Genomic DNA, 20,793 nt, shown 5'->3' on the forward strand with positions numbered 1-20,793 from the left:
CACATTGGTCTGCGTAGCGGCATGCTGTAATGCTGCATAGTCTTCACAGATAGAGAGGTCTTTCATGCGTTTAAGTCACCTCAAGGGATGGTGTTGCCTCTGTTTTTTTATCCATTGCTCGGTTTGGGCCGCGCCGGCGCATGTCCGTGTCATTGGTCATGGCATGCCAGACGTCGATCTCGATAACGCCATTTATGAAGTGCCGGTGCAGCCTGACGTGAGCTACCAGGATCTGGTGGATAGCCTTAAATCGCTCTCTGAGGGCATGAATTTTGTAAACCCTGCAAACTTCCCGATTGGTGACCATATGAAACAACGCGGCCAGGATCCGCAAGGCATCAAAGAAGTCCGCACCTTTTGTAACCTGAGCATGGGCACCGAAATTATCCTCGATCACCCCGAATTTCTGGTGTTTGCGCCTTGCCGCCTGGCCATTTATGAAAAGCCGGATGCGCACGGCAAGCGGCAACTTTACCTGGGGCTGGACAGACCCACGCATGACTTGAAAAATATCAAGCATCCCACCGCCAGGGCGCAAGCCTCGGCACAACAGCTTGAAAATGCCTTGATTGAGTTGATGGAAAAAGCCCGACGTGGGGATTTTTGATAGTTCTTATAAAAACATTTTTTAACCACAGAGAACACAGAGGGAGCAGCATCAATCCGCTATGTTCTGATTTACTGTGGTGCACACTCATCGCTTTTCTCGGTGTTCTCTGTGGCTAAAAGTTTTTTAAACGATTTCTCCTTTAAGGCAAAACAACAATCTTCCCCTTTTTAGAGCCATCCCCTATACTCAACTTAACTTTAATTGTTAAGAGTGCATTCCATGGTTCAACCTATGCTCATCGCAAAAAATAATGACATCGAAAGTGTGATGCTGCCGAAAATGGCCAACCGTCATGGCCTCATTGCCGGGGCCACCGGGACGGGCAAAACCGTGACCCTACAAAGTCTGGCGGAGCAGTTTTCGCGCATTGGTGTGCCGGTATTTATGGCTGATGTGAAGGGCGATTTGTCTGGCATGAGTCAGGTTGGCGGTGGCAACGCCAAGGTGGAGGCGCGTGTGCAGCAGCTGGCGCTGACTGGCTATGCGAATAAAGCCTATCCAGTCATGTTCTGGGATATGTTTGGTGAAAAAGGCCATCCGGTGCGCACCACCTTGAGTGAGATGGGGCCGTTGCTGCTGGCACGCATGCTGAACCTTAATGAGGTGCAGGGCGGTGTCTTGAATGCGATTTTCAAAATCGCCGATGACAATGGCATGCTACTGCTGGATTTAAAGGATTTGCGCGCCATGGCGCAACATTGTGCCGAAAATGCCGCCACCTATCAGACCCAGTACGGCAATATTTCTACCGCCAGTGTTGGTGCCATTCAGCGAGCCTTGTTGCAACTGGAGACAGAAGGTGGCGATGTGCTGTTTGGTGAGCCGGCTTTGAATCTCGAAGACATGATGCAAACCGATGGCAAAGGATTGGGATTTATCAATATTCTGGCTGCGGACAAGCTGCTGAATTCGCCGCGTGTGTATGCGACGCTTTTGCTGTGGTTGCTCTCCGAGTTGTTTGAAAAACTGCCTGAAGTCGGTGACCTGGAAAAGCCAAAACTGGTGTTTTTCTTTGATGAGGCGCATTTACTGTTTAATGATGCGCCGACCATTCTGATGCAAAAAATCGAGCAGGTAGTGCGTCTGGTGCGCTCCAAAGGCGTGGGCGTCTACTTTGTGTCGCAAAACCCGCTGGATATTCCAGATGTGGTGTTGGGTCAATTGGGTAATCGGGTGCAGCATGCCTTGCGCGCGTTTACCCCGCGCGACCAGAAAGCGGTACAAGTGGCGGCTCAAACCTTTCGTGCCAATCCCAAGCTGGATGTTGCCACAGCGATTACCGAGTTAGGCGTGGGCGAGGCGCTGGTATCATTTTTGGATGAAAAAGGCGCGCCGACGCCGGTTGAGCGCGTGTTTGTCTGTCCACCCGAGAGCCGTGTGGGACCAGCGACCGATGTGGAGCGCAAGCAGGTGATGGCGCAGTCTCTGGTGGCGGGTGTTTACGACAAGCTGGTGGATCGTGAATCTGCGTATGAGATTCTCAAACAGCGGGCAGAGCAGGCCAGTGCTGCGACGCAGGCACAACAACAGGAAGAAAGTTCAGGCTTTGATTTGGGCGGCATTCTAGGCGGTAAAACCAGCCGCTCAGACTCGGTGCTGGAGTCTGCGGCCAAATCAGCCGCGCGCGCCATCGGCTCACAACTGGGGCGGGCGATTATCCGTGGCGTGCTAGGCTCCATCATGGGGAATGGCAAAAGCAAGCGTTAACCGTGAAGTCAGTCAGGAAGAGACATGCTCAGTGATATCGCGATCGCCCAGGCCGCCACGCTAACGCCTATCGTCAACATTGCCAGCAAGCTTGGGCTTGTGGCGGACGATGTGCATGCCTATGGTCAGCATATGGCCAAATTGACGCAGGCCACCGTCAACCGCTTGCAGGCGCAACCTGCCAAAGCCAAACTGATCCTGGTCACGGCGATCAATCCGACCCCGGCAGGCGAAGGCAAAACCACGACCACGATAGGATTGACCGATGCCTTGAATCAGGCCGGGTATCAGGCAATGGCCTGTTTGCGTGAACCCTCTCTGGGGCCCGTGTTTGGGATGAAAGGCGGGGCGACCGGCGGCGGCTATGCGCAGGTGGTGCCGATGGAAAATATCAACCTGCATTTTACCGGTGATTTTCATGCCATCAGTGCCGCCAATAATTTGCTGGCTGCCCTTGTAGATAACCATATATATCAGGGCAATGCGCTGCAGTTTGACACCGTCAGCTGGCGCCGCTGTATAGATATGAATGATCGCGCCTTACGGCGGCTCACGCTGGAAAATAATACCCATACCGGCTTTGATATCACCGTCGCCAGTGAGGTGATGGCCATTTTTTGCCTGGCGACCGATCTGGCCGATTTGACGTCTAGACTGGGAAGGATTCAGGTCGGCTTGAGTACAGCAGGCAGCCCGATTCTGGCGAGTGACTTGCAGGCTGAAGGCGCCATGGCCGCCTTGCTTAAAGATGCTTTTCAACCCAATCTGGTACAGACCCTGGAAGGGTCGCCGGCGCTCGTACATGGGGGGCCGTTTGCCAATATTGCTCATGGCTGCAACTCTCTGGTAGCGACACAAACCGCCTTGCGCCTGGCGGACTATGTGGTGACCGAGGCTGGCTTCGGTGCCGACCTCGGTGCAGAAAAATTCATGGATATCAAATGCCGCCAGTCTGGCCTGCGGCCGGATGTGGCGGTGATCGTTGCCACGGTGCGCGCCTTGAAATATCACGGTGGGGTGGATGTGGCGGACTTGAACCGCGAAAACCTCGCCGCTTTACAGGTGGGCGTGGCCAACCTTCGCAAGCATGTGACGAATTTACGCCAGCATTTCAATTTGCCGGTGGTGGTGGCGCTGAATCATTTTACTGCGGATACCGAGGCCGAAATCGCGTTAGTACAGGCAGCCGTGCAAGCCTTGGGCGCCAGTCTGCATGTCTGCCATCACTGGGCACAGGGCGCCGCCGGGGCGATTGCGCTGGCGCACGCGGTGGCTGACCAGGCCCAACAAGCATCGACGCCTTCGTTACTGTATGCAGACGATTTGTCCCTGACTGAAAAGCTAGACACCATTGCGCAAAAACTCTATGGCGCCAGCGGGGTGACCTTTAGTGCGCTGGCACAACAGCAACTTGCCCGTCTGGCAGAAGTCAGCCAGGGCTTGCCGGTGTGTGTCGCCAAAACGCAGTATTCGTTCTCGTGTGACCCCAAGTTGCGCAATGTGCCCGCGGATCATGTATTGCATGTGCGAGAGCTGCGCTTGTCGCGTGGTGCAGGCTTTGTCGTCGCTATCTGTGGAGACGTCATGACCATGCCCGGCTTGCCCAAGCAGCCCGCCAGCACCCGGATTAGCGTCGATGCAGATGGTAGAATACAGGGGTTATCCTGAAGTCTGTGTCATGCAAACGTTTAGCCAACTCGGTCAAGCCGATCAAACCATCAATAAATCCCGCTTTATCGCACGGGCCAAGCGCTGTGAAAATGAGCGCGAACTGGCCCTGTTTTTACGTCAGTTTGCCAGCGACCATCAAACTGCCGGCCACTTGGCGTATGCATTTCGCATGAAAACTCCTGAGGGCATTGTCGCGCGTTTTTCAGATGCCGGTGAGCCGGCAGGCACGGCCGGTAAACCCATCATGCAAATGCTGGATGGGCAGAATTATGTCAATTGCTGTGTGGCGGTGGTGCGCTATTATGGTGGCATCAATTTGGGCACTGGCGGTTTGGTGCGGGCGTATGGCGGCACGGCCAAGCAGGCCATGGATCAAGCCGGAAGCATGCCTTTCGTCGAGATGGTGCAACTGAAGATCTCAACCAGTTATAAACGGGTAGATGAACTGACCCGCGAAGTACAAAAGTGCCAGGGCGAAATTCTGGACAAGCAGTTTGATGAGGCTGTGCATTTTCTGCTCAAGCTGCCCCTGGATGCCGCCCAACAAATACGCGCCAAGTTTTAGTCGCGCAATAGACTGAACAACTGAGGAACCGGAGTTCGACGTGAACCAAACCCAACGACTGGATACTGCCACCTGTTTGCTCATGGTAGGGTTAATGTGGCTGGTATTGCAGGTGCAATTATTGCCCGCGTTACTGGTCGGCATGCTGGTGTTTGAGCTGATTCATGTCATTTCGCCGCTGATTGCACGCAAATTGCCGGGTAAATATGCCAAATGGCTGGCAGTCATGCTGATTGCCACGCTGGTGATCGGCCTGCTGGTTGCCTTGGGCATGGGGATTGTGACGCTGATCCGCAGTGACAGCGGCGGTTTGGCCATGTTGTTTGATCAACTGGCTAGAATCATTGAAGACTCGCGCAAAGTGTTGCCGCCCTGGCTCAACGAGCGTTTGCCAGATGATGCGATTACCTTGCAGCAAACCGTGATTGAGTGGTTACGTTCACATTCGGCAGATTGGCAATTGCTGGGCAAGGAGGCCGGGCATCATCTGGCGCATATTCTGATCGGCATGGTGATCGGGGCCATGGTCGCCTTGCATGATGTGCAAACACACGGTAACCATAAACCGCTTGCGCAAAGCCTGCTCAATCGCATCACGCTGTTTGCGCTGGCGTTTAAAAATATCGTGTTTGCGCAGGTGAAAATTTCCGCGGTCAACGCCAGCCTGACCGCGATTTACCTGATCGTGATTTTGCCGTTGTGCGGTGTACATCTACCATTCACCAAGACCATGATTGCGATTACCTTTTTGGTTGGCTTGCTGCCTGTGGTGGGCAACCTGATGTCCAATACTGTGATTGTCATAGTCAGTACCAGTCATTCCTTTGTGATCGCCATGGGCTCGCTGGCTTTTCTCATCGTCATTCACAAGCTGGAATACTTTTTAAACGCGCGTATTGTTGGCGGGCAAATCCGCGCGCACGCCTGGGAGTTGCTGGTCGCCATGTTACTGATGGAGGCCACCTTTGGGCTGCCGGGCATCGTCGCTGCGCCGGTTTACTATGCCTACCTTAAAAGCGAGTGTCGGGCACGGGAGTGGGTTTAAGGGCTGCAATGTCTGGATATTCGGTAAAAACATTAATCAGCCATGGCGGTCATGCTCACATTTGCCAGTCTGGCCTGGCGTGGTCGGAGGTTGAAACAGATGACCCGAACGGGCCATTGTGGCGGCTTAACCAGACAAGTATTCTACACACATCGCAAGGACACAAGAAATGACAGGGTTTAATCTAAAAGTATTATGGTTTGGATTGCTCATCCTGCTCATTGTCAGCATTTTGGATGCTTTTGTGTAATTGTGGCGTGTTTTTCAAGTTTAAAGTCTCTTTGGCCCCGACCCGTCGGGGCTTTTTCTTTTTGGGGATAGCGCGCTGCGATTATGGTGCTCTGGCCAGGCGGCTGCCAGTGCGCGCTTCATCGTTGAGCGTTTTTAAAAAGGCCACAATCGCGTCGATCTCCTTTGCATCCAGCGGGGCGGGGTCACCAGGCTGTTGGCCAAACGGGGCTTTCATCTCGATATTGTCTTGATACTTTTCTGGCAGGTCATTGAATTTGAGGCGCTTGCCGGTACGGTCATGCGGATACCATTTTTCTGGTGCGGTATCGCGTTCAGCATAAAAGCGCACGGCATCTCTGAGGGTGTGTACCACGCCATTATGGAAAAAGCTTTTTTTGCGCGCCACATTGCGCAGCGTCGGCACCTTAAACAAGCCACAGTACTCTGCATTCAAATCCTGTCTGGCCGGGCCGCACAAGCCGAGGTCGTAATAGTGCCGGTCATGATTTTGCGCGATGTGTGGATTGCGTGGCAGACCCAGTGCAGCATAGCCATGATCGGTAAATTGCGGCAGGGCACCATGGACGACTGCTGCCTGGTGGCAACTTGCACAGTTGCCTTTGTTGGGGTCCATAAATAGCCGCAAGCCTTTTTCCTCCAACGCGGTAAAGCGGGCCTTGCCTTCCATGACGTGATCAAACTTGCTGGAATAGGGCGCAAATTCTGTCGCGTCTTGCTGGTAGGTTTGCAGCGCCAATAAAACCGCATCCGTGATGGCGGCGTCGGCTTGCAAGCTGGCCGGGCCAAACAACTGGCTGAACGCCTGGGGATAAGCCTGGCGTATTCTTTTGGCCAGCAGGCTCGGTGTCGAGGCCATTTCATTGCTTGAAAATAATGGGATTTTTGCTTGCTCGGCCAGCGTGTTGACGCGGCCATCCCAGGTGAATCCGCCTGCCGGACCATTATCCAGGCCAGGCTGTAAGCCCTCATCTTCGGTGTAGTGTTCTGTGAAAGGCGGGGTGGATTGCAAGTACATCAGGGTAGGCACTGCCCGCGTCCCCATTAACTGCATATGGTCACCGCCCTTTTGAACCGACTGCGGGTTGCCTGGCGTAAACGCGTTCTGGGCCTGATGGCAGCTGGCGCAGGATAATTTGCCCGAAGCCGATAGTTGCGCATCATGAAACAGACGTTTGCCCAGCGCCGTCAATGCCTGGGTGCGTGAGGCGGGTGACAGCGTATTGGCCGCCTGGGGTTCTTGTACCTGCGGCGGGACTAAGGTTTCATCTTCCTGAGCCGTCAATTGCAAAGAAGAGAAGCAAAGCACGGTCAGCAATAATGTTTTCAAGTTGAGCATAGCAGTGAATGGAGCGAATAAAAAAGCGGATAAACAGGCTGCTCATCCGCTTTGTTGGGCACAAAAATGTGATTATTTGGACTGGCGTCTGCGCAGCATCAGGCCAGTCAAGCCCAGGCCGGCCAGCATCATCGCAGTGTTGCTGGCTTCTGGCACTGCGGCGGCGGTTACGCGTACAGCCGTGCCGGACAGCGCGCTGATGGTCACGCCTGCGTCGGTACTTTGGAACATATTGCTGGTGCTGGCAGCATCTTGCGTGTCAACCAGAGCGCTGTAGCCAGTCGCGCCAAATTGACCGGAACCAAAGATGATGTCATAGCTGCCTGCGGCCAGATGAACGGTGCTGCCCAGTGAAGCGAGTTGATCGCCACCGGTCGCTGCAAAGACGGTATGTGCCAGGCTGTTGGCAGCAAGGGTGCTACTATTCCAGTCACCGGCTTTGACGATCGCCCCAAAGATATTGCCATCGGAGAATTGGCTGAAGTTACCGCCAATGTAGGAAATATCCATGCTGCTGCTCAAGGTGAGGCGTACACCCAGATAATCCGTGTTATCGATGATGTAACTACCGAAAGCGGCAGATTCGCTCACATAGTTAGCACTTGAAAACACGATGGTAGGGGTGGCCGCAACACTGCTGTTGGATGCGAAGGTGAAGGCCAGCAGGGTGGCAAAGCCCAAAGATTTGATCATGATTCTTCTCCAGAAGTTAAGATTCAGTCAGCGCAATTGGGATACCCAACTGCGCCGTATGTTGTAATGATTAGAATGCCAGGGCGTTGGTCAGGTCGCCCATGATGTTGGCACCATGGCTTTGCAAGCTTTCATCACGCTTTTTCAGGCCGTCCAATGGCGGCAGTGAGTAGCGGTGTGTGATAAAACGCAAGGCAGAACCGGTGTCATACTGGGTATGATCCACGGCGCCTTTTTTGGCAAAAGGTGAAATGATCAAGGCCGGAATACGTGTGCCTGGCCCGATCAAATCGCCTTTAGGAGGCACGGCATGGTCAAACTGGCCGCCAAATTCATCATAGGTAATCAATACCAGGGTGTTATTCCATTGCGGGCTGTTTTGCAACTGGCTGATGATGGTCATCACTTCATCATCCGCATTGGTGACGTTGGTATAGCCTGGGTGCTGGTTCAGGTTGCCAATCGGTTTATAGAACGACACGGCTGGCAAGGTGCCTTGTGTAATGTCATTCAACAAATCTGCACGGTCTTGCAGGTGGCTGTTACGGTAGGTGCCATGGGCCACTGGGTCAAAATTTGCATAGTAGTTAAATGGCTGGTGATGGGCCTGAAAGTCGCCATGGGTCGCATCTGCCACGCCAAAGCTGTTTGACTTGTAGACATTGCTGCGATCATTGACCGCATCGCTCCAGCCGCCTGAGTACCATTTCCAGCTGATTTGCTTGCTATCCAGCAGGTCTGCAATGGTGGTGATGGTTTGTGCTGGCAAGGTGGTCGAAGCTGATGGGTTGGCGTACAGCAACTGGTTACCTGAGGCGCTGGTCACCGGCGCATTGCCACTGGGTTGGAATGGTGGCTGCATGGTGTTCACGGCGCGATAGCCGTCACCCGCACCAAAGTAGTCCAATGGGGCAATATTGCCGCTCTTGAATGAGGTGTTGGTGGCGTTGGTGCCAATCGCAGAGGCGCTCATGGAGCTGTTGCGGGCCAATTGTGGCACGCCGTTGACTGGGGTAGTCAAGACGTTGAGAGAAGCTTTGTTATTGGCGACGGTATCGGCGGAAATTGCCGGTGCGCAAGCGCAGACCAGATACTGGTGGTTCAAGAATGAACCGCCGTATGCGGCCTGGTAAAAATTATCTGCCAGGGTGTACTTTTTAGCCAGCCCCCACAGTTGCATTTTGCTACCATCAAAATAACCCATGGATAAACCACCGGCATCACTAAAGGCCGCATAAAGGTTATTCTGGCCGCCATTGATTTGCATGGCGTTCTCAAAAAAGCGGTGATACAGATCGCGGGTGATGTTGTTACCAGTCACCAGGCCATAGCCAAACTGGTCACTCGTGGCATCGACCTGAAAGGGCGCATTGGGCCACACCCCAGCGGTTTGTGCCTGGGTGATGGCCTGGCCAGCGGTGTTTTTCTGGCCATTGGCCAGCATGCCACCCCAAGCCGGTGGCAAGGTGGTCAGCGTCGTGGTGTAGTCGCGGTCTACCTGTTTGATCGCTTTAGCCTGTGGTGTATTCAGGCCGTTGGCGCCTGGATATTTGCCAAACAGGTTGTCAAAACTGCGGTTTTCGAGGTAGATCACGACAAAATGCTCGATTTTGTCCAGATTTAGACGGTTGCTCAGCGCTTTATTCAGATTGCCTTTGCTGCCAGCCTCGCGCACCGCTTCGGCAAGGCGATTTTGCAGCTCATCGTTTTCGGTCATCAGGCTGTCAAGGTCGGCGCCAGTGCTCGTTTGTGTGAAGTCAGCTTCTAGCTGTGATCCGCTGACGTGTAGTCTGGCGGCCAGACGATCGCGTGCGGTCATGTAATCAAGATTGCTGCCTTCCATGAGCGCCAGGATTTCGGTGCTCAACGCACTGACAACGGTCGTGTTTTCGGCAGCTGCGCGGTACACAGACTTCCCTGCTTGCGCCACCAGAGCACCATGGCCTGCCAGGTTAAACTCGCCGTTGGCATTGGTCTGTGTGCTGACTTCACCGCTGTCACAGCGGGCATTCAGGTTGGCGTCAATGCAAACCAGGGTATTGGCAAGCTTGGCGCCATGCAAGCCGATCACAACACCAGAGGTGCTGGCCGCGGCGAAAGCTGGTCCGCTTAAGGCCATCCATACTGCAGCAGAAATTGGTAACAAACGAAAAAAATTCATAAATCATCCCCATATCAAGAGCACAAGAACAATTCTTGAGCCCGGAAATCGTAACCTGGCTGTGTAACAGGCATTCAGTGGTCCTGCGCCCGAAACGTAGCTCATCATGACTAGTGGGCGTGATGGTTTTATGAAGGTTGCGTGAACCCAACACTGGCTTACATTTTTTAATGTTTTAGGGGGTGTTGAACAGCTTAAAACTAGTCAGGCATGTCACATAAATTTCATGTTTCCGTAACCTGTCTGACACAGAGTTTTTCAAGAATGCATGGGCTAACACAAGCAAATGACTTGTGACATGACAAGCACTTAACCGTGTACAAAACGTAATATAACCATCTGCGAGAGGATGAATGATGACATTGAAACCTTGGCTCATGGCTGGGTTGATGGGAGCGACTTTGCTCTCTCAAGCACACGCCGCTGAATTAATCCAAAATGGTGGCTTCGAGGTGCAGGGCGTAGACGCCTATGACATCGTCGGCTGGCAAGTGGCTGAAGCTGGCATCCTTGGTAGCGTACTGGCACAGCAAGGCACCACGACTGAAGTCACCGGAAACACCACCGTTGGCGCTTATCAGGGCACACATTACGGTTTGCTTGATAATAACGGCCTGGCCAGCAACATCTTGTATCAAAACTTTACGACGTCTGCGGTCAGCCAGGCGACCTTGACCTTCCAAATGTTTGTCAACAATCAGTCAGCCAGCAGTGCTGTCGATGCAGGTGGCCTTGATTACACCGTTGACGCAACCGATCATCCAAACCAGCATGTCCGTGTGGATATCTTAAAGGCGGGCAGTGATCCTTTTTCTACCAGCCAGGGCGATGTCCTGCAGAGCCTGTATCTGGGCGGTGCCAATGGCACGCTGGCTGCCAACAACTACCTGAGCTACCAGTTTGACCTGACCTCCATCCTGTCTGGCGGAGGCCAATTCATGTTGCGCTTCGCCAGTGTCGCCAACCAGGGTTCTCTTCAACTGGGCGTAGACAATATTAGCTTGCAAACGGCTTCTGCAGTCCCTGAAGCGGATACCAATGCCTTGATGCTGGTGGGGCTTGGTTTGATTGCCGCCATCATGCGTAGACGCGCACAATAACTTATAACGAATATCTTTGAGGAAACAATCATGCAACTGTTTAACTTAAAACTTACTGCTCTGTTGGCCATGCTGCTGGGTACACAAGTCTCCCTGACACAACCTTTGATGGCTGAGGAAAACGCCCAGTTCTGGCTCAACGATGGCGCAGCAAGCCTGAGCGACAGTAAAAAACTGGTACCGAATGCACGCAAAGCCAAAAACGTGATTTTGTTTGTCGGCGATGGTATGGGGATTTCGACGGTCACTGGCGCGCGTATTTTTGAAGGTCAGCTCAAAGGCAAGGATGGTGAGCGCAACAAACTGTCTTTTGAAGAGTTCCCTTATGTGGCCCTGTCCAAAACTTATTCGACCAACCAGCAGACCTCTGACTCTGCACCGACCATGACCGCCATCATTTCTGGCGTGAAAACCAATGACGGCATCATTTCATTGAACCAGTCTGTTCCGCGCAATGAGGCTAACCCTGCCGTGATCAATGCGAATAAAGTAACCACCCTGCTGGAACAGGCCGAGCAAGCTGGCAAAGCCACTGGTGTGGTGTCGACTGCCCGTATCACGCATGCCACCCCGGCAGCCACCTATGCACATATTTCCAACCGTGACTGGGAAGCCAACGCTAACCTGTCAGCGGCGGCGGCTAGCAATGGCGTCAAGGATATTGCCGCACAACTGATTGATAACTTTGGCAATGGCAAGCTTGGCGATGGCGTTGATGTCGTCTTTGGCGGTGGCCGTAGCTACTTTTTGCCTAACAGTATTAAAGATATCGAAGGTGCCAAAGGCCGCCGTACCGATGGCCGTAACCTGACGCAAGAATATGTGAACAAGTTTGGTGGCGTCTATATCGAAAATCAATCGGCATTCAATGCCTTGAATCCAGCCACGACCAATAAAGTCTTGGGCTTGTTCAACCCCTCCCACATGGAATACGAGCAAGACCGTCCTAACGATATCGCTGGTGAGCCTTCTTTGGCAGAGATGACGGGCAAGGCCATCGACATTTTGAAGAAAAACCAGAATGGCTTTTTCCTGATGGTGGAAGGTGGCCGGATTGACCATGCTTCTCATGCAGGCAATGCTTACCGTACCTTTAAAGATGCGGTGGCGCTGTCAGATGCGGTGCGTGAAGCGGCTTCCAAAGTGAATCTGAACGACACCTTGATTATTGTCACAGCTGACCATAGCCACACCCTGACCATAGGCGGCTACCCAAAACGTGGTAACCCGATTTTGGGTAAAGTGGTTGAGCCAGGTAAAACCACGCCAACGCTGGCGGCTGATGGCAAGCCTTACACCACCGTGAGCTTTGCCAACGGCCCAGGCTATCACACTAACTCACCAGGTGATGCGGTTTACAATGAGGCGATTGCTGCAGGCCGCGTGGTCGACATGTCAGGCGTGGATACTGAGGACCCAGATTTCCACCAGGAGGCACTGGTGCCACTGAGCTCTGAAACGCATGCTGGTGAAGAGGTTGCGATTTATGCCGTCGGCCCTAAAGCCTATCTGGTCCATGGGGTACAAGAGCAAAGCTACATTTATCAAGTCATGAAAGATGCATTCGGTTTTTAATCGACTGTCTTTAGAATAGACCTGAACATCAATTGGTTTAACAGTGGGGCAGCGCAAGCTGCCCTCTGCCTTTAGTAAGAAATGGAATCATCATGAGATTGAAACAAACCGCTGGCTGTTTTGCGCTGGTGATGGCGATGATAAGCGCTGGCGCGCAGGCCGAAGAAATCATCACTGCACGCTATGACACCGTGCAGTGCGCCTTGCCATGCCAGGCCGATGCCGCCAAGCACTTGCAATGGTGGCTGATGCGTGACCAGGATGAGGTGGAAATTCGTCAGTTGTATCAAAATGGCGAGCCAGCTCACCACAGCAGCTTGTGGCAGAAAAAACCGGGTGGGCAATTCAGCTATATTTACCTGATGCATGACGAGCAGCGCACCATTGATTACAGCGATGTGGATTTAAAACTGCTGGCGATCAAAATGGATGAAGCCACATGGCAACTGAAGACGCAATTGGTCACCGATGCCGAGTTGGCCAGCCTGCAAAAAGTGGCAGACGAAGCCAGCGAACAGTATGGCTATGCTATTGAGAAGTACAGTGGCACCTTGGGCAACGGGATCCGTAGTCAGGTCTGGTGGATTCCAGCCTTGAAATTGCCCTACAAGGTCGAATATACCTATCCACAACACACGGTCAGCATACAGTTGCAGGCGTTGCAACCGGCAGCCAAGCCTGGTCAGCCTGTCGAAGTCGCGCCCAAAACCTCTTTGACGGCGTTGAGCCAGTACCAGCATGTAGATTATGCCGATTTGGGCGATATGGAACACAACCCTTCCGAAATGCAATGGCTGGCCAAAGCGCACGATGCGCCTGGCTTGCAGTCGCATCATCATTAGTCGCGTCGGCCTGATCGCTAGCGATGTCTGGACTGCATGCCCAGGCATCGCAGAGAATACGTGTTGATTGCTCTGATCGCATGGCGCATGCGATGGGCCTGCCGCCCGGCGGCCGAATTTGCAGCCGGGCAGTGTGGCCCTCCCAGTCATCGGCTATAATGCCTGCATGACGTTTCAAATTATTCAGCTTCTTTTATTAGTGGTGATTATTGCCATGCTGGTGTGGCAATCTCGCAGGCAACAACAGGCTGCGCAGCAGGCGCTGGCACAGTTACTGGCGCAGCAGCTCGAAGAGAAACACCGCATGATGATGCAGGAGATGCACCAGTCACTCAATCATCTGGCTGATCGCTTGCAAAGCCTGAATACCGACCAGCAAGACCGTTTGCGGGCGCAATTGTCGCAAGAGCTGACCGCGACGCGTGAAGCGATGCAGGCGTTACAGGTTGCCCAGCGCGACCACTTGAGCCAGAGCACTGAACAACTCAGCCTGAGCTTGCGTAATGGCTTGTCGGAGCAGGGCATTGCCCAGCAAAACTTGCTTAAAACCGCCTTGCAAACAACGACTCAAAGCCTGACGCAAAGCATTGAAGCACTGACCAAAGTCGTCGATGGCCGCCTGGAGGAAATGAGTGGCAAGGTGTCTATTCGCCTGGAAGAAGGGTTCAAAAAAACCAATGAGACCTTTGTGAGTGTGATGGAGCGGCTGGCCACCATTGATGAGGCCCAAAAGAAAATTGATGGTCTCAGTGTGAATGTGGTCAGTTTGCAGGAGCTGTTGGGGGATAAGCGTAGCCGCGGTGCTTATGGGGAAGTGCAACTGGAAGGGCTGATCCGCAATGTCTTGCCCAATAGCAGTTTTGCCATGCAACATACGCTGAGTAACGGCGCACGCGTGGACTGTGCTTTATTTTTGCCCGAGCCAACTGGCACAGTGGCCGTTGACAGTAAATTTCCGCTGGAAAACTACCATCGCATGATAGATAGCAGCCAGGGCGATCTGGTGCAGGCGCAAGCCGCCAAGCTGTTCAAGGCCGACATCAGAAAACACATTGATGATATCAGCAGCAAATACATCATCGCCAACGAGACCTCCGATGGCGCGGTCATGTTTATCCCGGCTGAAGCGGTGTTTGCCGAGATTCATGCCTATCATAGGGATGTGGTCGATTACGCGATGCAGAAACGCGTGTGGCTGGTGTCGCCGACCACCCTGATGGCGGTGCTCAATACGGCACGCGCAGTGCTCAAAGATGTGGAGATGCGCAAACAGGTGCATATCATCAAAGACGAGCTGGGCAAATTAAGTAAAGATTTTGACCGCTTTGATACCCGCATGAAAAAACTGGCTGATAATATCCGGCAGGCGCATGAAAATGCGCAAGACGTGCATATCAGCAGTCAGAAGATTTCCAGACGCTTCGCCCAAATTGAAAAAGTCGAGCTGGCAGAGGCTGGTCTGGAAACGCTGGAATTGCTGGACGAATTAGACGAGGTTGGAAAGAGCACCCCTACATGAAGATCACCATTTTATATTTTGCACGCATCAAAGAGGTGGTGAATTACTCCTCTGAAGACGTTGAGCTGCCGGATGAGATAGAAACCATCGTCGCACTCAAGTCCTGGTTGTCTGGCCGCGGCGAGACCTGGCAAAAACTGTTTAACGGCAGCGGGGTAGTGCGTGCGGCCATTAATCATGAACTGGTCGACGATATGGCAACCTTTGATGAAGGTGATGAGGTGGCGTTTTTTCCACCTGTGACCGGAGGCTGATTTGAGCAAGCCACCATTTCTGGATATTTCTGTTCAGTCTGAGGATTTTGACCTGGCCAGCGAGTTGCAGCGCTTGCGCCTAGCCTCGCCAGAAGCAGGTGCGCTGGTGAATTTTGTCGGCTGGGTAAGAGAGCACGCCAGTGAAGGTCAGCTAAGCCAGATGTTAATCGAACATTATCCTGGCATGACAGAAAAGGCCTTGCAGAGTATTGCGCAACAGGCGGCAAGTCGCTGGCCATTGCTCGGGGTGCGTATCATCCACCGTGTCGGCCTATTGGCTGCTCAGGCGCAGATTGTGCTGGTGGCTGCTACCAGCTTGCACCGCCAGGCAGCCTTTGAAGCCTGTGCCTTTATGATGGACTATTTAAAGACCGATGCGCCGTTCTGGAAAAAAGAAATCGGCGCGTTTGGCGAACACTGGGTAGAAGCCCGTGCCTCTGATGAACAAGCAAAACAACAATGGAAACAGCCCTAAATGATGCAAGTCCTCAGTCCTGAAGAAATGACCGTTTCCTACAAACTGTCACCCATGTCATTTGAGTCCACCGCAGACCTGCTGAATGCGAGTGAGCTTAGCCTGACCGACTACGGCTGGAAACTACAGCCAGAAGCACAGAAAACACTGATGATGGGCCTGTCGCTGCAACAGGATGGTTGTAATGTGCTGGTGCTGGGGACGCCTGGTTCCGGTCGTGCCGGACTCACACTGGCGGCGATGAAAGCCTCTGCCATGACCGGGATTGATACCACGCTGACCGACCTGGTGGCGCTGTATGATTTTAGCCAGCAATCCTGCGCCAACTACATCAAGCTGCCGGCCGGGCTGGGCGCCCAATTGCGGACTGTGATGGAGTCGTTTATCAAGTCGCTGGTGGCAGAGATGCAGCAATGGGTGGATGCCAATGGCCAGGTCAATTTTTCGCAGGCCGAAACCTGGCTTGAGGAGCGCGTGGATGGTTTGCGCTCGCAATTAAGCAGCGCCAAGTTATCGCCATTTTTTAATCTGATCAAACCCGAGGTGCTGGGGTATCTGCAAGCCTGGCAGCAAGTCGGCAGTGAGGGCGACAGCGGCACTGACGGCTTGGTCAATGACGGCTTCTTATCGCGTTTTCGGGTAAATCTGCTGGTCGATCAGCGCGCTAACCTCACCTCCGGCATCAAGCAGCCTGTGGTGGAAGACAAAGATCCCGGCTTTGCCGCCTTGTTTGGCATGCTGGAAACCGCTGCAGGAGAGTCGGCTCAATGGCCGGAGTTCTTACGCTTGCGTGCCGGCAGTGTGCACCAGGCCGATGGAGGCATGTTGCTGCTGCATTTGCGTGATCTGATGCAAGACGAAGGCAACGGCAGCGCCTTGCTCGAAAAGCTTTACCGTCTCATGCGTAACCGCGAGGTGCAGATTGAAGACTGGGCAAACCATGCGCAGCAAGGGGCTGGTGGCAATCGTCATGGCGCCTTGCCGGTCCATGTCAAAATTGTCATGATTGCCAGCCGCGAAGATTATTACGACTGTCTTGAAGCACAGCCCGATTTCTTTGACTTCTTTCCGGTAAAAGTCGAATTTGAGGACCGCGTTGCCGCCACACTAGACAATTATGCCTGGGTGGCCGGCTATATTGCGCGTAAATGCCAGCAACAGGTGATGCCGCATTTTACGAGCGCGGCGGTGAATGTGCTGTTGCAGTTCATGCACAGGCTGGAAGAGGACCAAGGCCGTATCAGTACGCGCTTTGTGCATCTGGATCAGCTCATGCATGAGAGTGCTGCGGTGGCTGCTGAAGCACGTCTGGTGACCGATGCGCATGTCAAGCAGGCCCTGTCTGCGCGCTTGTTGCGTCAGCAGTTTTTTGAAACACAGATTCGTGACTCGATTATTGATAATGAGTTATTGATTCAGGTGCATGGCAGTGTGGTCGGGCAGGTCAATGGCCTCACGCATATCGAGTTGGGCGATGCCAGTTTTGGTTCGCCTATCCGGATTACCGCCCGTTGTTATCCAGGCCGCAGTGGCGTGATCAATATTGACCGCGAAGTGAATATGAGCGGCCCCACGCATGACAAAGGCATTTATATTCTGCAAAACTGGCTCAGTGCCAGTTTTTGGGCGTTGGCACCGTTGAGCCTGAACGCTTCGCTGGTGTTTGAGCAAGAATATAACGGCGTAGAAGGCGACTCTGCCTCCTGTGCCGAATTGTTTGCGCTGTTATCTGCGCTGACCGGCTTGCCGATCAAGCAAGGCATGGCCGTCACCGGCGCCCTCAATCAGTTTGGTGAAGTGATGCCGATTGGTGGCGTCAATGAAAAAATCGAGGGCTATTTCCGCGTCTGTCAGGCCTTGGGCTTGAACGGCGAGCAGGGCGTCATTATCCCCAAACGTAACCAGCGTCACCTGTTGCTGGATGAGACCGTCGTCACTGCCGTGAATAATGGCATGTTCAAAATTATTGCCATTGACCATGTGCTGGAAGGCATTGCCCATCTGACCGACTGCGAAGCCGGCGTGCAAGAGGCGGATGGCACCTATCAGGGTGATACGCTCATGGCACGCGCGCAAGCTGCACTCGCCAGCTACCGGCAAACGCTGGAACGTAATCAGGCGCGTATGGCCTATATCCAGCAACAACAAGACCATCAACATTTTTGATTTATGCCACGCACGCATCACCGCAAGCAAGAGGCACCGCCAGAAAAAGACGACGGTTGCCGACTAGACAAATGGCTATGGGCCGCCCGTTTTTTTAAAACACGCAGTCTGGCGGCCGACGCCGTCGATGCCGGCAAGGTGCGCATTGATGGTGACCGCGCCAAAAATGCACGCGAAATGAAGCCTGGCATGCGCGTGAGTATTAAAAACAAGGATATGCAGATAGAGGTGGAAGTGCTGGCGCTCAGTAATGTACGGCGCGGCGCGCCCGAAGCCGCCTTGCTATACCGCGAGACTGAAGAAAGCCAACGAATACGCCAGCAGATGAAAGAGAGCGGTGCGGAGCATTTTGCCGAGCGCGACCGTGGCATGGGGCGTCCGACCAAGCGTCAAATGCGCGAGATTCAGCGCTTTACTGGACGCGGTTAGTCTAGCTTGGCCTGCGGGCGCCATTGCTCAGGCCGGTTTTTGCCACCGCCTGTGCCCGGCAAGAAACATCCAGTTTCTGGAAAATGCGTTTGAGATGGTTTTTGACCGTATTGGCACTGATATGCAGGATCATGCCTATCTCCAGATTGGTTTTGCCACTACGCACCCAATGCAGAATCTCCTGCTCGCGGTCTGATAACCCGCCTTGCGCCATACTGTCCAGCAGGTCCTCGTCTTTAATCACCGGTTTCAGGTGTCCAATACGGCGGATCGCCGCATCCAGGTGCGGCATGATCATGCCCAGCATCTGGTCTGGCACATGAAACTCTTTGGTGCGGTCAAAAAACACATAAATACAGTCTGATTTGCCACGGGTATCGCGTACGCCATACACCATGAGCGAATGCATTTTTATCAACTGCTGCGTGAACGGGTTGGGCGACTGTGCATGAATGCCCGTGGCATCAAAACGGTTAATCACAAACCATTTTTCGTCGTTTTCTACCCAGCGTTTGTACAGGTTGCACATCAGGTAGTTCACAATGGCAGAGTCTTCCAGTAAGCGCTGGGTAGACATTTCCGGGATTGCAGAAGAGACATCAAAATGCAGTTCACCGGTGCTGAAGTCGCCCCACGCTGCCAATAGTGCATCATGTCGCATCAGCGGATGAATATCTTGTTTCAGCCATTGAAAGAATTCAATATGCCGTTTAATCGCATATGATTTCTGTATGGCTTGCAAAATGCCTTCCCAGTGGGTTTGTTTTTTTTGTACCAGCATGCAATGACCTCAAACGGTAATGAGCAGGGCAGCATTGCCCGATGTTTCATGGTTTAAGGGTTTTACGGCATAGGCTGGCAATTCTTTAACCATGCATGAGTGAATCCATGCAAAGGGATATGCTTGAGATGGCGCAAGGGTTGAACGATTTGGCCACATCGTTTTCCTACTACTTGGGGCCTTAAGGTAAAATAAGGCTGGCGAGATGAGATGGCTTTAAGGTCCAGACATTCATGGGTATTTTGAAAAAACTTCCTGGTGGCGTGCGTTACCCTAGCTATAAAGAATGGCAGCTGCTCAAGAAACTGCCTAAATGGTGGCTATTGGGGAGCGTGGTGTTTGCTGCCCCGATTGCTTATGACTGGTGGCAGTCAGGCGATTTGCTGGCCCATGACCTGGAACGCAACTCCATGTTTTTGGGCTTGCTGTTTACCTTCTGGTTCTTTATCGGTGCCGCCATGATAGGCCTGATCGTGATCATTATCATGAAAGGGCCTGGCTACGTCGCTGACCCTTATTACCTGCCAAAAGAAGACAAATCCCTAGAGAATCCGCCTAAAACATAATCGGTTCTTGATCAATCCTTCAAAAAGGGTTTATAATCGCGTGCTTTGCAACCTTGCCACACTTTGATCAGGCATTCTTAAGTTTGATCCGAAGGTGGCTTTAACCATAAGGAAATCTCATGCGACACTATGAAATCGTGTTTATTGTTCACCCTGACCAGAGTGAACAAGTGCCTGCGATGATTGAGCGTTACCGCGCACAAATCACAGGTAATGGCGGCAACATCCACCGTCTGGAAGACTGGGGCCGTCGTCAACTTGCCTATCCAATCCAAAAAGTACACAAAGCACACTACGTGTTGATGAACATCGAGTGCAGCCAAGAAGTGCTGGAAGAGTTGGAGCATGGCTTCAAATTTAATGATGCTGTATTACGTCACCTGACCATCGCGACGAAAACAGCGGTCACCGCACCAAGCCCAATGATGAAAGAGGAAAAATCCAAAACCATCGTTGGTGACGCACCTGCTGCTAGCACAGAGGCGGCTGCTTAAGTGTTGTGAATACGCTGGTGATTGCAGCGACGGTTCAAGCAGTTGAAACGTTGCGATACACACCGGCGGGCTTGCCCTTGTTGCGATTGCAATTGCAACATGATTCAGAGCAGCTAGAGGCTGGGATGAATCGGAAGGTGCAGTGTCAGTTACCCGCAGTGATTATTGGTGAAAAAGCCAATCTGCCATTGCAAAGCGGCGATCAGATCAAAGTGAAGGGTTTTCTGGCACAGCGCAGTGCAAAAAGCACACAAGTGGTACTGCACATACAAGAGTTACAGCGAATACAGTATTAAAGAATTTAAGGAGTTTCAAATGGCAAGAGATATGTACAAACGTCGCCGTTACTGCCGTTTTAGCGCAGAAGGCATCAAAGAAGTTGACTACAAAGACGTAGATCTGTTGAAAGATTTCGTTTCTGAAAACTTCAAAATCATCCCAGCCCGTATGACTGGTACCAAGGCTAAATACCAACGTCAATTGACAACCGCGGTAAAACGCGCACGTTTCCTGGCGCTGATGCCTTACACAGACAAACACCCAGGTTAATCG

At 52.8% G+C, this 20,793-nt stretch carries 21 protein-coding genes; 17 read left to right on the forward strand and 4 right to left on the reverse strand.

Features of this window, described 5'->3' with window-relative positions:
- The first annotated feature begins 64 nt into the window (after positions 1–64).
- The 5 genes from ACT53G_RS05165 to ACT53G_RS05185 all read left to right on the forward strand — a co-directional run bounded on the left by ACT53G_RS05165 (position 65) and on the right by ACT53G_RS05185 (position 5,598).
- A complete protein-coding gene (locus ACT53G_RS05165) occupies positions 65–607 on the forward strand; it encodes a DUF302 domain-containing protein (protein WP_476145585.1) in 543 nt (180 codons plus the stop codon).
- A 222-nt stretch (positions 608–829) separates the two neighbouring features.
- Positions 830–2,317, forward strand: a complete 1,488-nt coding sequence (locus ACT53G_RS05170; protein WP_476154329.1) for a helicase HerA-like domain-containing protein — start codon at positions 830–832, stop codon at positions 2,315–2,317.
- A gap of 24 nt (positions 2,318–2,341) precedes the next feature.
- The gene (locus tag ACT53G_RS05175) at positions 2,342–3,985 is read left to right on the forward strand and encodes a formate--tetrahydrofolate ligase (RefSeq protein ID WP_476168872.1); all 1,644 of its coding nucleotides are present in this window, start codon (positions 2,342–2,344) and stop codon (positions 3,983–3,985) included.
- A 10-nt stretch (positions 3,986–3,995) separates the two neighbouring features.
- The gene (locus ACT53G_RS05180) at positions 3,996–4,553 is read left to right on the forward strand and encodes an IMPACT family protein (RefSeq protein ID WP_476168873.1); all 558 of its coding nucleotides are present in this window, start codon (positions 3,996–3,998) and stop codon (positions 4,551–4,553) included.
- Between the two features lie 40 nt (positions 4,554–4,593).
- Positions 4,594–5,598, forward strand: a complete 1,005-nt coding sequence (locus ACT53G_RS05185) for an AI-2E family transporter (protein ID WP_313988187.1) — start codon at positions 4,594–4,596, stop codon at positions 5,596–5,598.
- Positions 5,599–5,929: 331 nt separating this feature from the next.
- On the opposite strand, the gene ACT53G_RS05190 is transcribed toward ACT53G_RS05185, so the two are convergent.
- The 3 genes from ACT53G_RS05190 to acpA all read right to left on the reverse strand — a co-directional run bounded on the left by ACT53G_RS05190 (position 5,930) and on the right by acpA (position 10,040).
- The gene (locus ACT53G_RS05190; protein WP_476168874.1) at positions 5,930–7,177 is read right to left on the reverse strand and encodes a cytochrome-c peroxidase; all 1,248 of its coding nucleotides are present in this window, start codon (positions 7,175–7,177) and stop codon (positions 5,930–5,932) included.
- Between the two features lie 81 nt (positions 7,178–7,258).
- Positions 7,259–7,879 (reverse strand): hypothetical protein, encoded by a 621-nt coding sequence (locus tag ACT53G_RS05195; RefSeq protein WP_476168875.1) that lies wholly within the window; start codon positions 7,877–7,879, stop codon positions 7,259–7,261.
- Between the two features lie 70 nt (positions 7,880–7,949).
- Positions 7,950–10,040 (reverse strand): acid phosphatase, encoded by a 2,091-nt coding sequence (gene acpA / locus ACT53G_RS05200; RefSeq protein ID WP_476168876.1) that lies wholly within the window; start codon positions 10,038–10,040, stop codon positions 7,950–7,952.
- A 353-nt stretch (positions 10,041–10,393) separates the two neighbouring features.
- On the opposite strand from acpA, the gene ACT53G_RS05205 reads away from it, so the two are divergent.
- The 8 genes from ACT53G_RS05205 (at position 10,394) to ACT53G_RS05240 (ending at position 18,400) form a co-directional block, all read left to right on the forward strand.
- Positions 10,394–11,140, forward strand: coding sequence for a PEP-CTERM sorting domain-containing protein (locus ACT53G_RS05205; protein WP_476168877.1), 747 nt, complete (start codon positions 10,394–10,396; stop codon positions 11,138–11,140).
- A gap of 30 nt (positions 11,141–11,170) precedes the next feature.
- Entirely contained in the window at positions 11,171–12,715 is a 1,545-nt protein-coding gene (locus ACT53G_RS05210) for an alkaline phosphatase (protein WP_476168878.1), read from the forward strand.
- A gap of 92 nt (positions 12,716–12,807) precedes the next feature.
- Positions 12,808–13,557: a hypothetical protein gene (locus ACT53G_RS05215; RefSeq protein ID WP_476168879.1), complete on the forward strand. Its 750-nt coding sequence runs from the start codon at positions 12,808–12,810 to the stop codon at positions 13,555–13,557.
- 166 nt (positions 13,558–13,723) lie between these two features.
- The gene (locus ACT53G_RS05220; RefSeq protein ID WP_194748054.1) at positions 13,724–15,076 is read left to right on the forward strand and encodes a DNA recombination protein RmuC; all 1,353 of its coding nucleotides are present in this window, start codon (positions 13,724–13,726) and stop codon (positions 15,074–15,076) included.
- Entirely contained in the window at positions 15,073–15,330 is a 258-nt protein-coding gene (moaD, locus tag ACT53G_RS05225) for a molybdopterin converting factor subunit 1 (RefSeq protein ID WP_275355676.1), read from the forward strand. Before ACT53G_RS05220 ends, moaD begins: the two co-directional genes overlap by 4 nt.
- A gap of 1 nt (position 15,331) precedes the next feature.
- Complete coding sequence (locus ACT53G_RS05230; protein ID WP_476168880.1) at positions 15,332–15,805, forward strand: molybdenum cofactor biosynthesis protein MoaE; 474 nt, start codon at positions 15,332–15,334, stop codon at positions 15,803–15,805.
- Entirely contained in the window at positions 15,806–17,971 is a 2,166-nt protein-coding gene (locus ACT53G_RS05235) for a Lon protease family protein (RefSeq protein WP_476168881.1), read from the forward strand.
- 3 nt (positions 17,972–17,974) lie between these two features.
- Positions 17,975–18,400, forward strand: coding sequence for an RNA-binding S4 domain-containing protein (locus tag ACT53G_RS05240; RefSeq protein ID WP_338654596.1), 426 nt, complete (start codon positions 17,975–17,977; stop codon positions 18,398–18,400).
- Position 18,401: 1 nt separating this feature from the next.
- Here the strand turns inward: ACT53G_RS05240 and epsA are convergent, their stop codons facing one another.
- On the reverse strand, positions 18,402–19,181 hold the full coding sequence (gene epsA / locus ACT53G_RS05245; RefSeq protein WP_275355671.1) for an XrtB/PEP-CTERM-associated transcriptional regulator EpsA: 780 nt from the start codon (positions 19,179–19,181) through the stop codon (positions 18,402–18,404).
- A gap of 233 nt (positions 19,182–19,414) precedes the next feature.
- On the opposite strand from epsA, the gene ACT53G_RS05250 reads away from it, so the two are divergent.
- The 4 genes from ACT53G_RS05250 (at position 19,415) to rpsR (ending at position 20,790) form a co-directional block, all read left to right on the forward strand.
- Entirely contained in the window at positions 19,415–19,747 is a 333-nt protein-coding gene (locus ACT53G_RS05250; RefSeq protein WP_275355669.1) for a hypothetical protein, read from the forward strand.
- A gap of 119 nt (positions 19,748–19,866) precedes the next feature.
- On the forward strand, positions 19,867–20,241 hold the full coding sequence (rpsF, locus tag ACT53G_RS05255) for a 30S ribosomal protein S6 (protein WP_194748042.1): 375 nt from the start codon (positions 19,867–19,869) through the stop codon (positions 20,239–20,241).
- 17 nt (positions 20,242–20,258) lie between these two features.
- Entirely contained in the window at positions 20,259–20,537 is a 279-nt protein-coding gene (gene priB / locus ACT53G_RS05260) for a primosomal replication protein N (RefSeq protein WP_379076906.1), read from the forward strand.
- A gap of 19 nt (positions 20,538–20,556) precedes the next feature.
- A complete protein-coding gene (gene rpsR / locus ACT53G_RS05265; RefSeq protein ID WP_024929836.1) occupies positions 20,557–20,790 on the forward strand; it encodes a 30S ribosomal protein S18 in 234 nt (77 codons plus the stop codon).
- Positions 20,791–20,793 lie beyond the last annotated feature (3 nt).

The organism is Methylophilus sp. DMC18 (genome assembly GCF_056314005.1).

What these genes read in the sequence shown, in the direction of transcription:
- rpsR (WP_024929836.1), top strand. Translation starts at nt 20,557, where the DNA reads ATGGCAAGAGATATGTACAAACGTCGCCGTTACTGCCGTTTTAGCGCA.
- ACT53G_RS05240 (WP_338654596.1), top strand. Translation starts at nt 17,975, where the DNA reads ATGCCACGCACGCATCACCGCAAGCAAGAGGCACCGCCAGAAAAAGAC.
- ACT53G_RS05165 (WP_476145585.1), top strand. Translation starts at nt 65, where the DNA reads ATGCGTTTAAGTCACCTCAAGGGATGGTGTTGCCTCTGTTTTTTTATC.
- rpsF (WP_194748042.1), top strand. Translation starts at nt 19,867, where the DNA reads ATGCGACACTATGAAATCGTGTTTATTGTTCACCCTGACCAGAGTGAA.
- ACT53G_RS05250 (WP_275355669.1), top strand. Translation starts at nt 19,415, where the DNA reads ATGGGTATTTTGAAAAAACTTCCTGGTGGCGTGCGTTACCCTAGCTAT.
- ACT53G_RS05195 (WP_476168875.1), bottom strand. Translation starts at nt 7,879, where the DNA reads ATGATCAAATCTTTGGGCTTTGCCACCCTGCTGGCCTTCACCTTCGCA.
- ACT53G_RS05170 (WP_476154329.1), top strand. Translation starts at nt 830, where the DNA reads ATGGTTCAACCTATGCTCATCGCAAAAAATAATGACATCGAAAGTGTG.
- ACT53G_RS05175 (WP_476168872.1), top strand. Translation starts at nt 2,342, where the DNA reads ATGCTCAGTGATATCGCGATCGCCCAGGCCGCCACGCTAACGCCTATC.
- ACT53G_RS05215 (WP_476168879.1), top strand. Translation starts at nt 12,808, where the DNA reads ATGAGATTGAAACAAACCGCTGGCTGTTTTGCGCTGGTGATGGCGATG.
- ACT53G_RS05210 (WP_476168878.1), top strand. Translation starts at nt 11,171, where the DNA reads ATGCAACTGTTTAACTTAAAACTTACTGCTCTGTTGGCCATGCTGCTG.
- ACT53G_RS05220 (WP_194748054.1), top strand. Translation starts at nt 13,724, where the DNA reads ATGACGTTTCAAATTATTCAGCTTCTTTTATTAGTGGTGATTATTGCC.
- ACT53G_RS05180 (WP_476168873.1), top strand. Translation starts at nt 3,996, where the DNA reads ATGCAAACGTTTAGCCAACTCGGTCAAGCCGATCAAACCATCAATAAA.
- ACT53G_RS05235 (WP_476168881.1), top strand. Translation starts at nt 15,806, where the DNA reads ATGATGCAAGTCCTCAGTCCTGAAGAAATGACCGTTTCCTACAAACTG.
- moaD (WP_275355676.1), top strand. Translation starts at nt 15,073, where the DNA reads ATGAAGATCACCATTTTATATTTTGCACGCATCAAAGAGGTGGTGAAT.
- acpA (WP_476168876.1), bottom strand. Translation starts at nt 10,040, where the DNA reads ATGAATTTTTTTCGTTTGTTACCAATTTCTGCTGCAGTATGGATGGCC.
- epsA (WP_275355671.1), bottom strand. Translation starts at nt 19,181, where the DNA reads ATGCTGGTACAAAAAAAACAAACCCACTGGGAAGGCATTTTGCAAGCC.
- ACT53G_RS05205 (WP_476168877.1), top strand. Translation starts at nt 10,394, where the DNA reads ATGATGACATTGAAACCTTGGCTCATGGCTGGGTTGATGGGAGCGACT.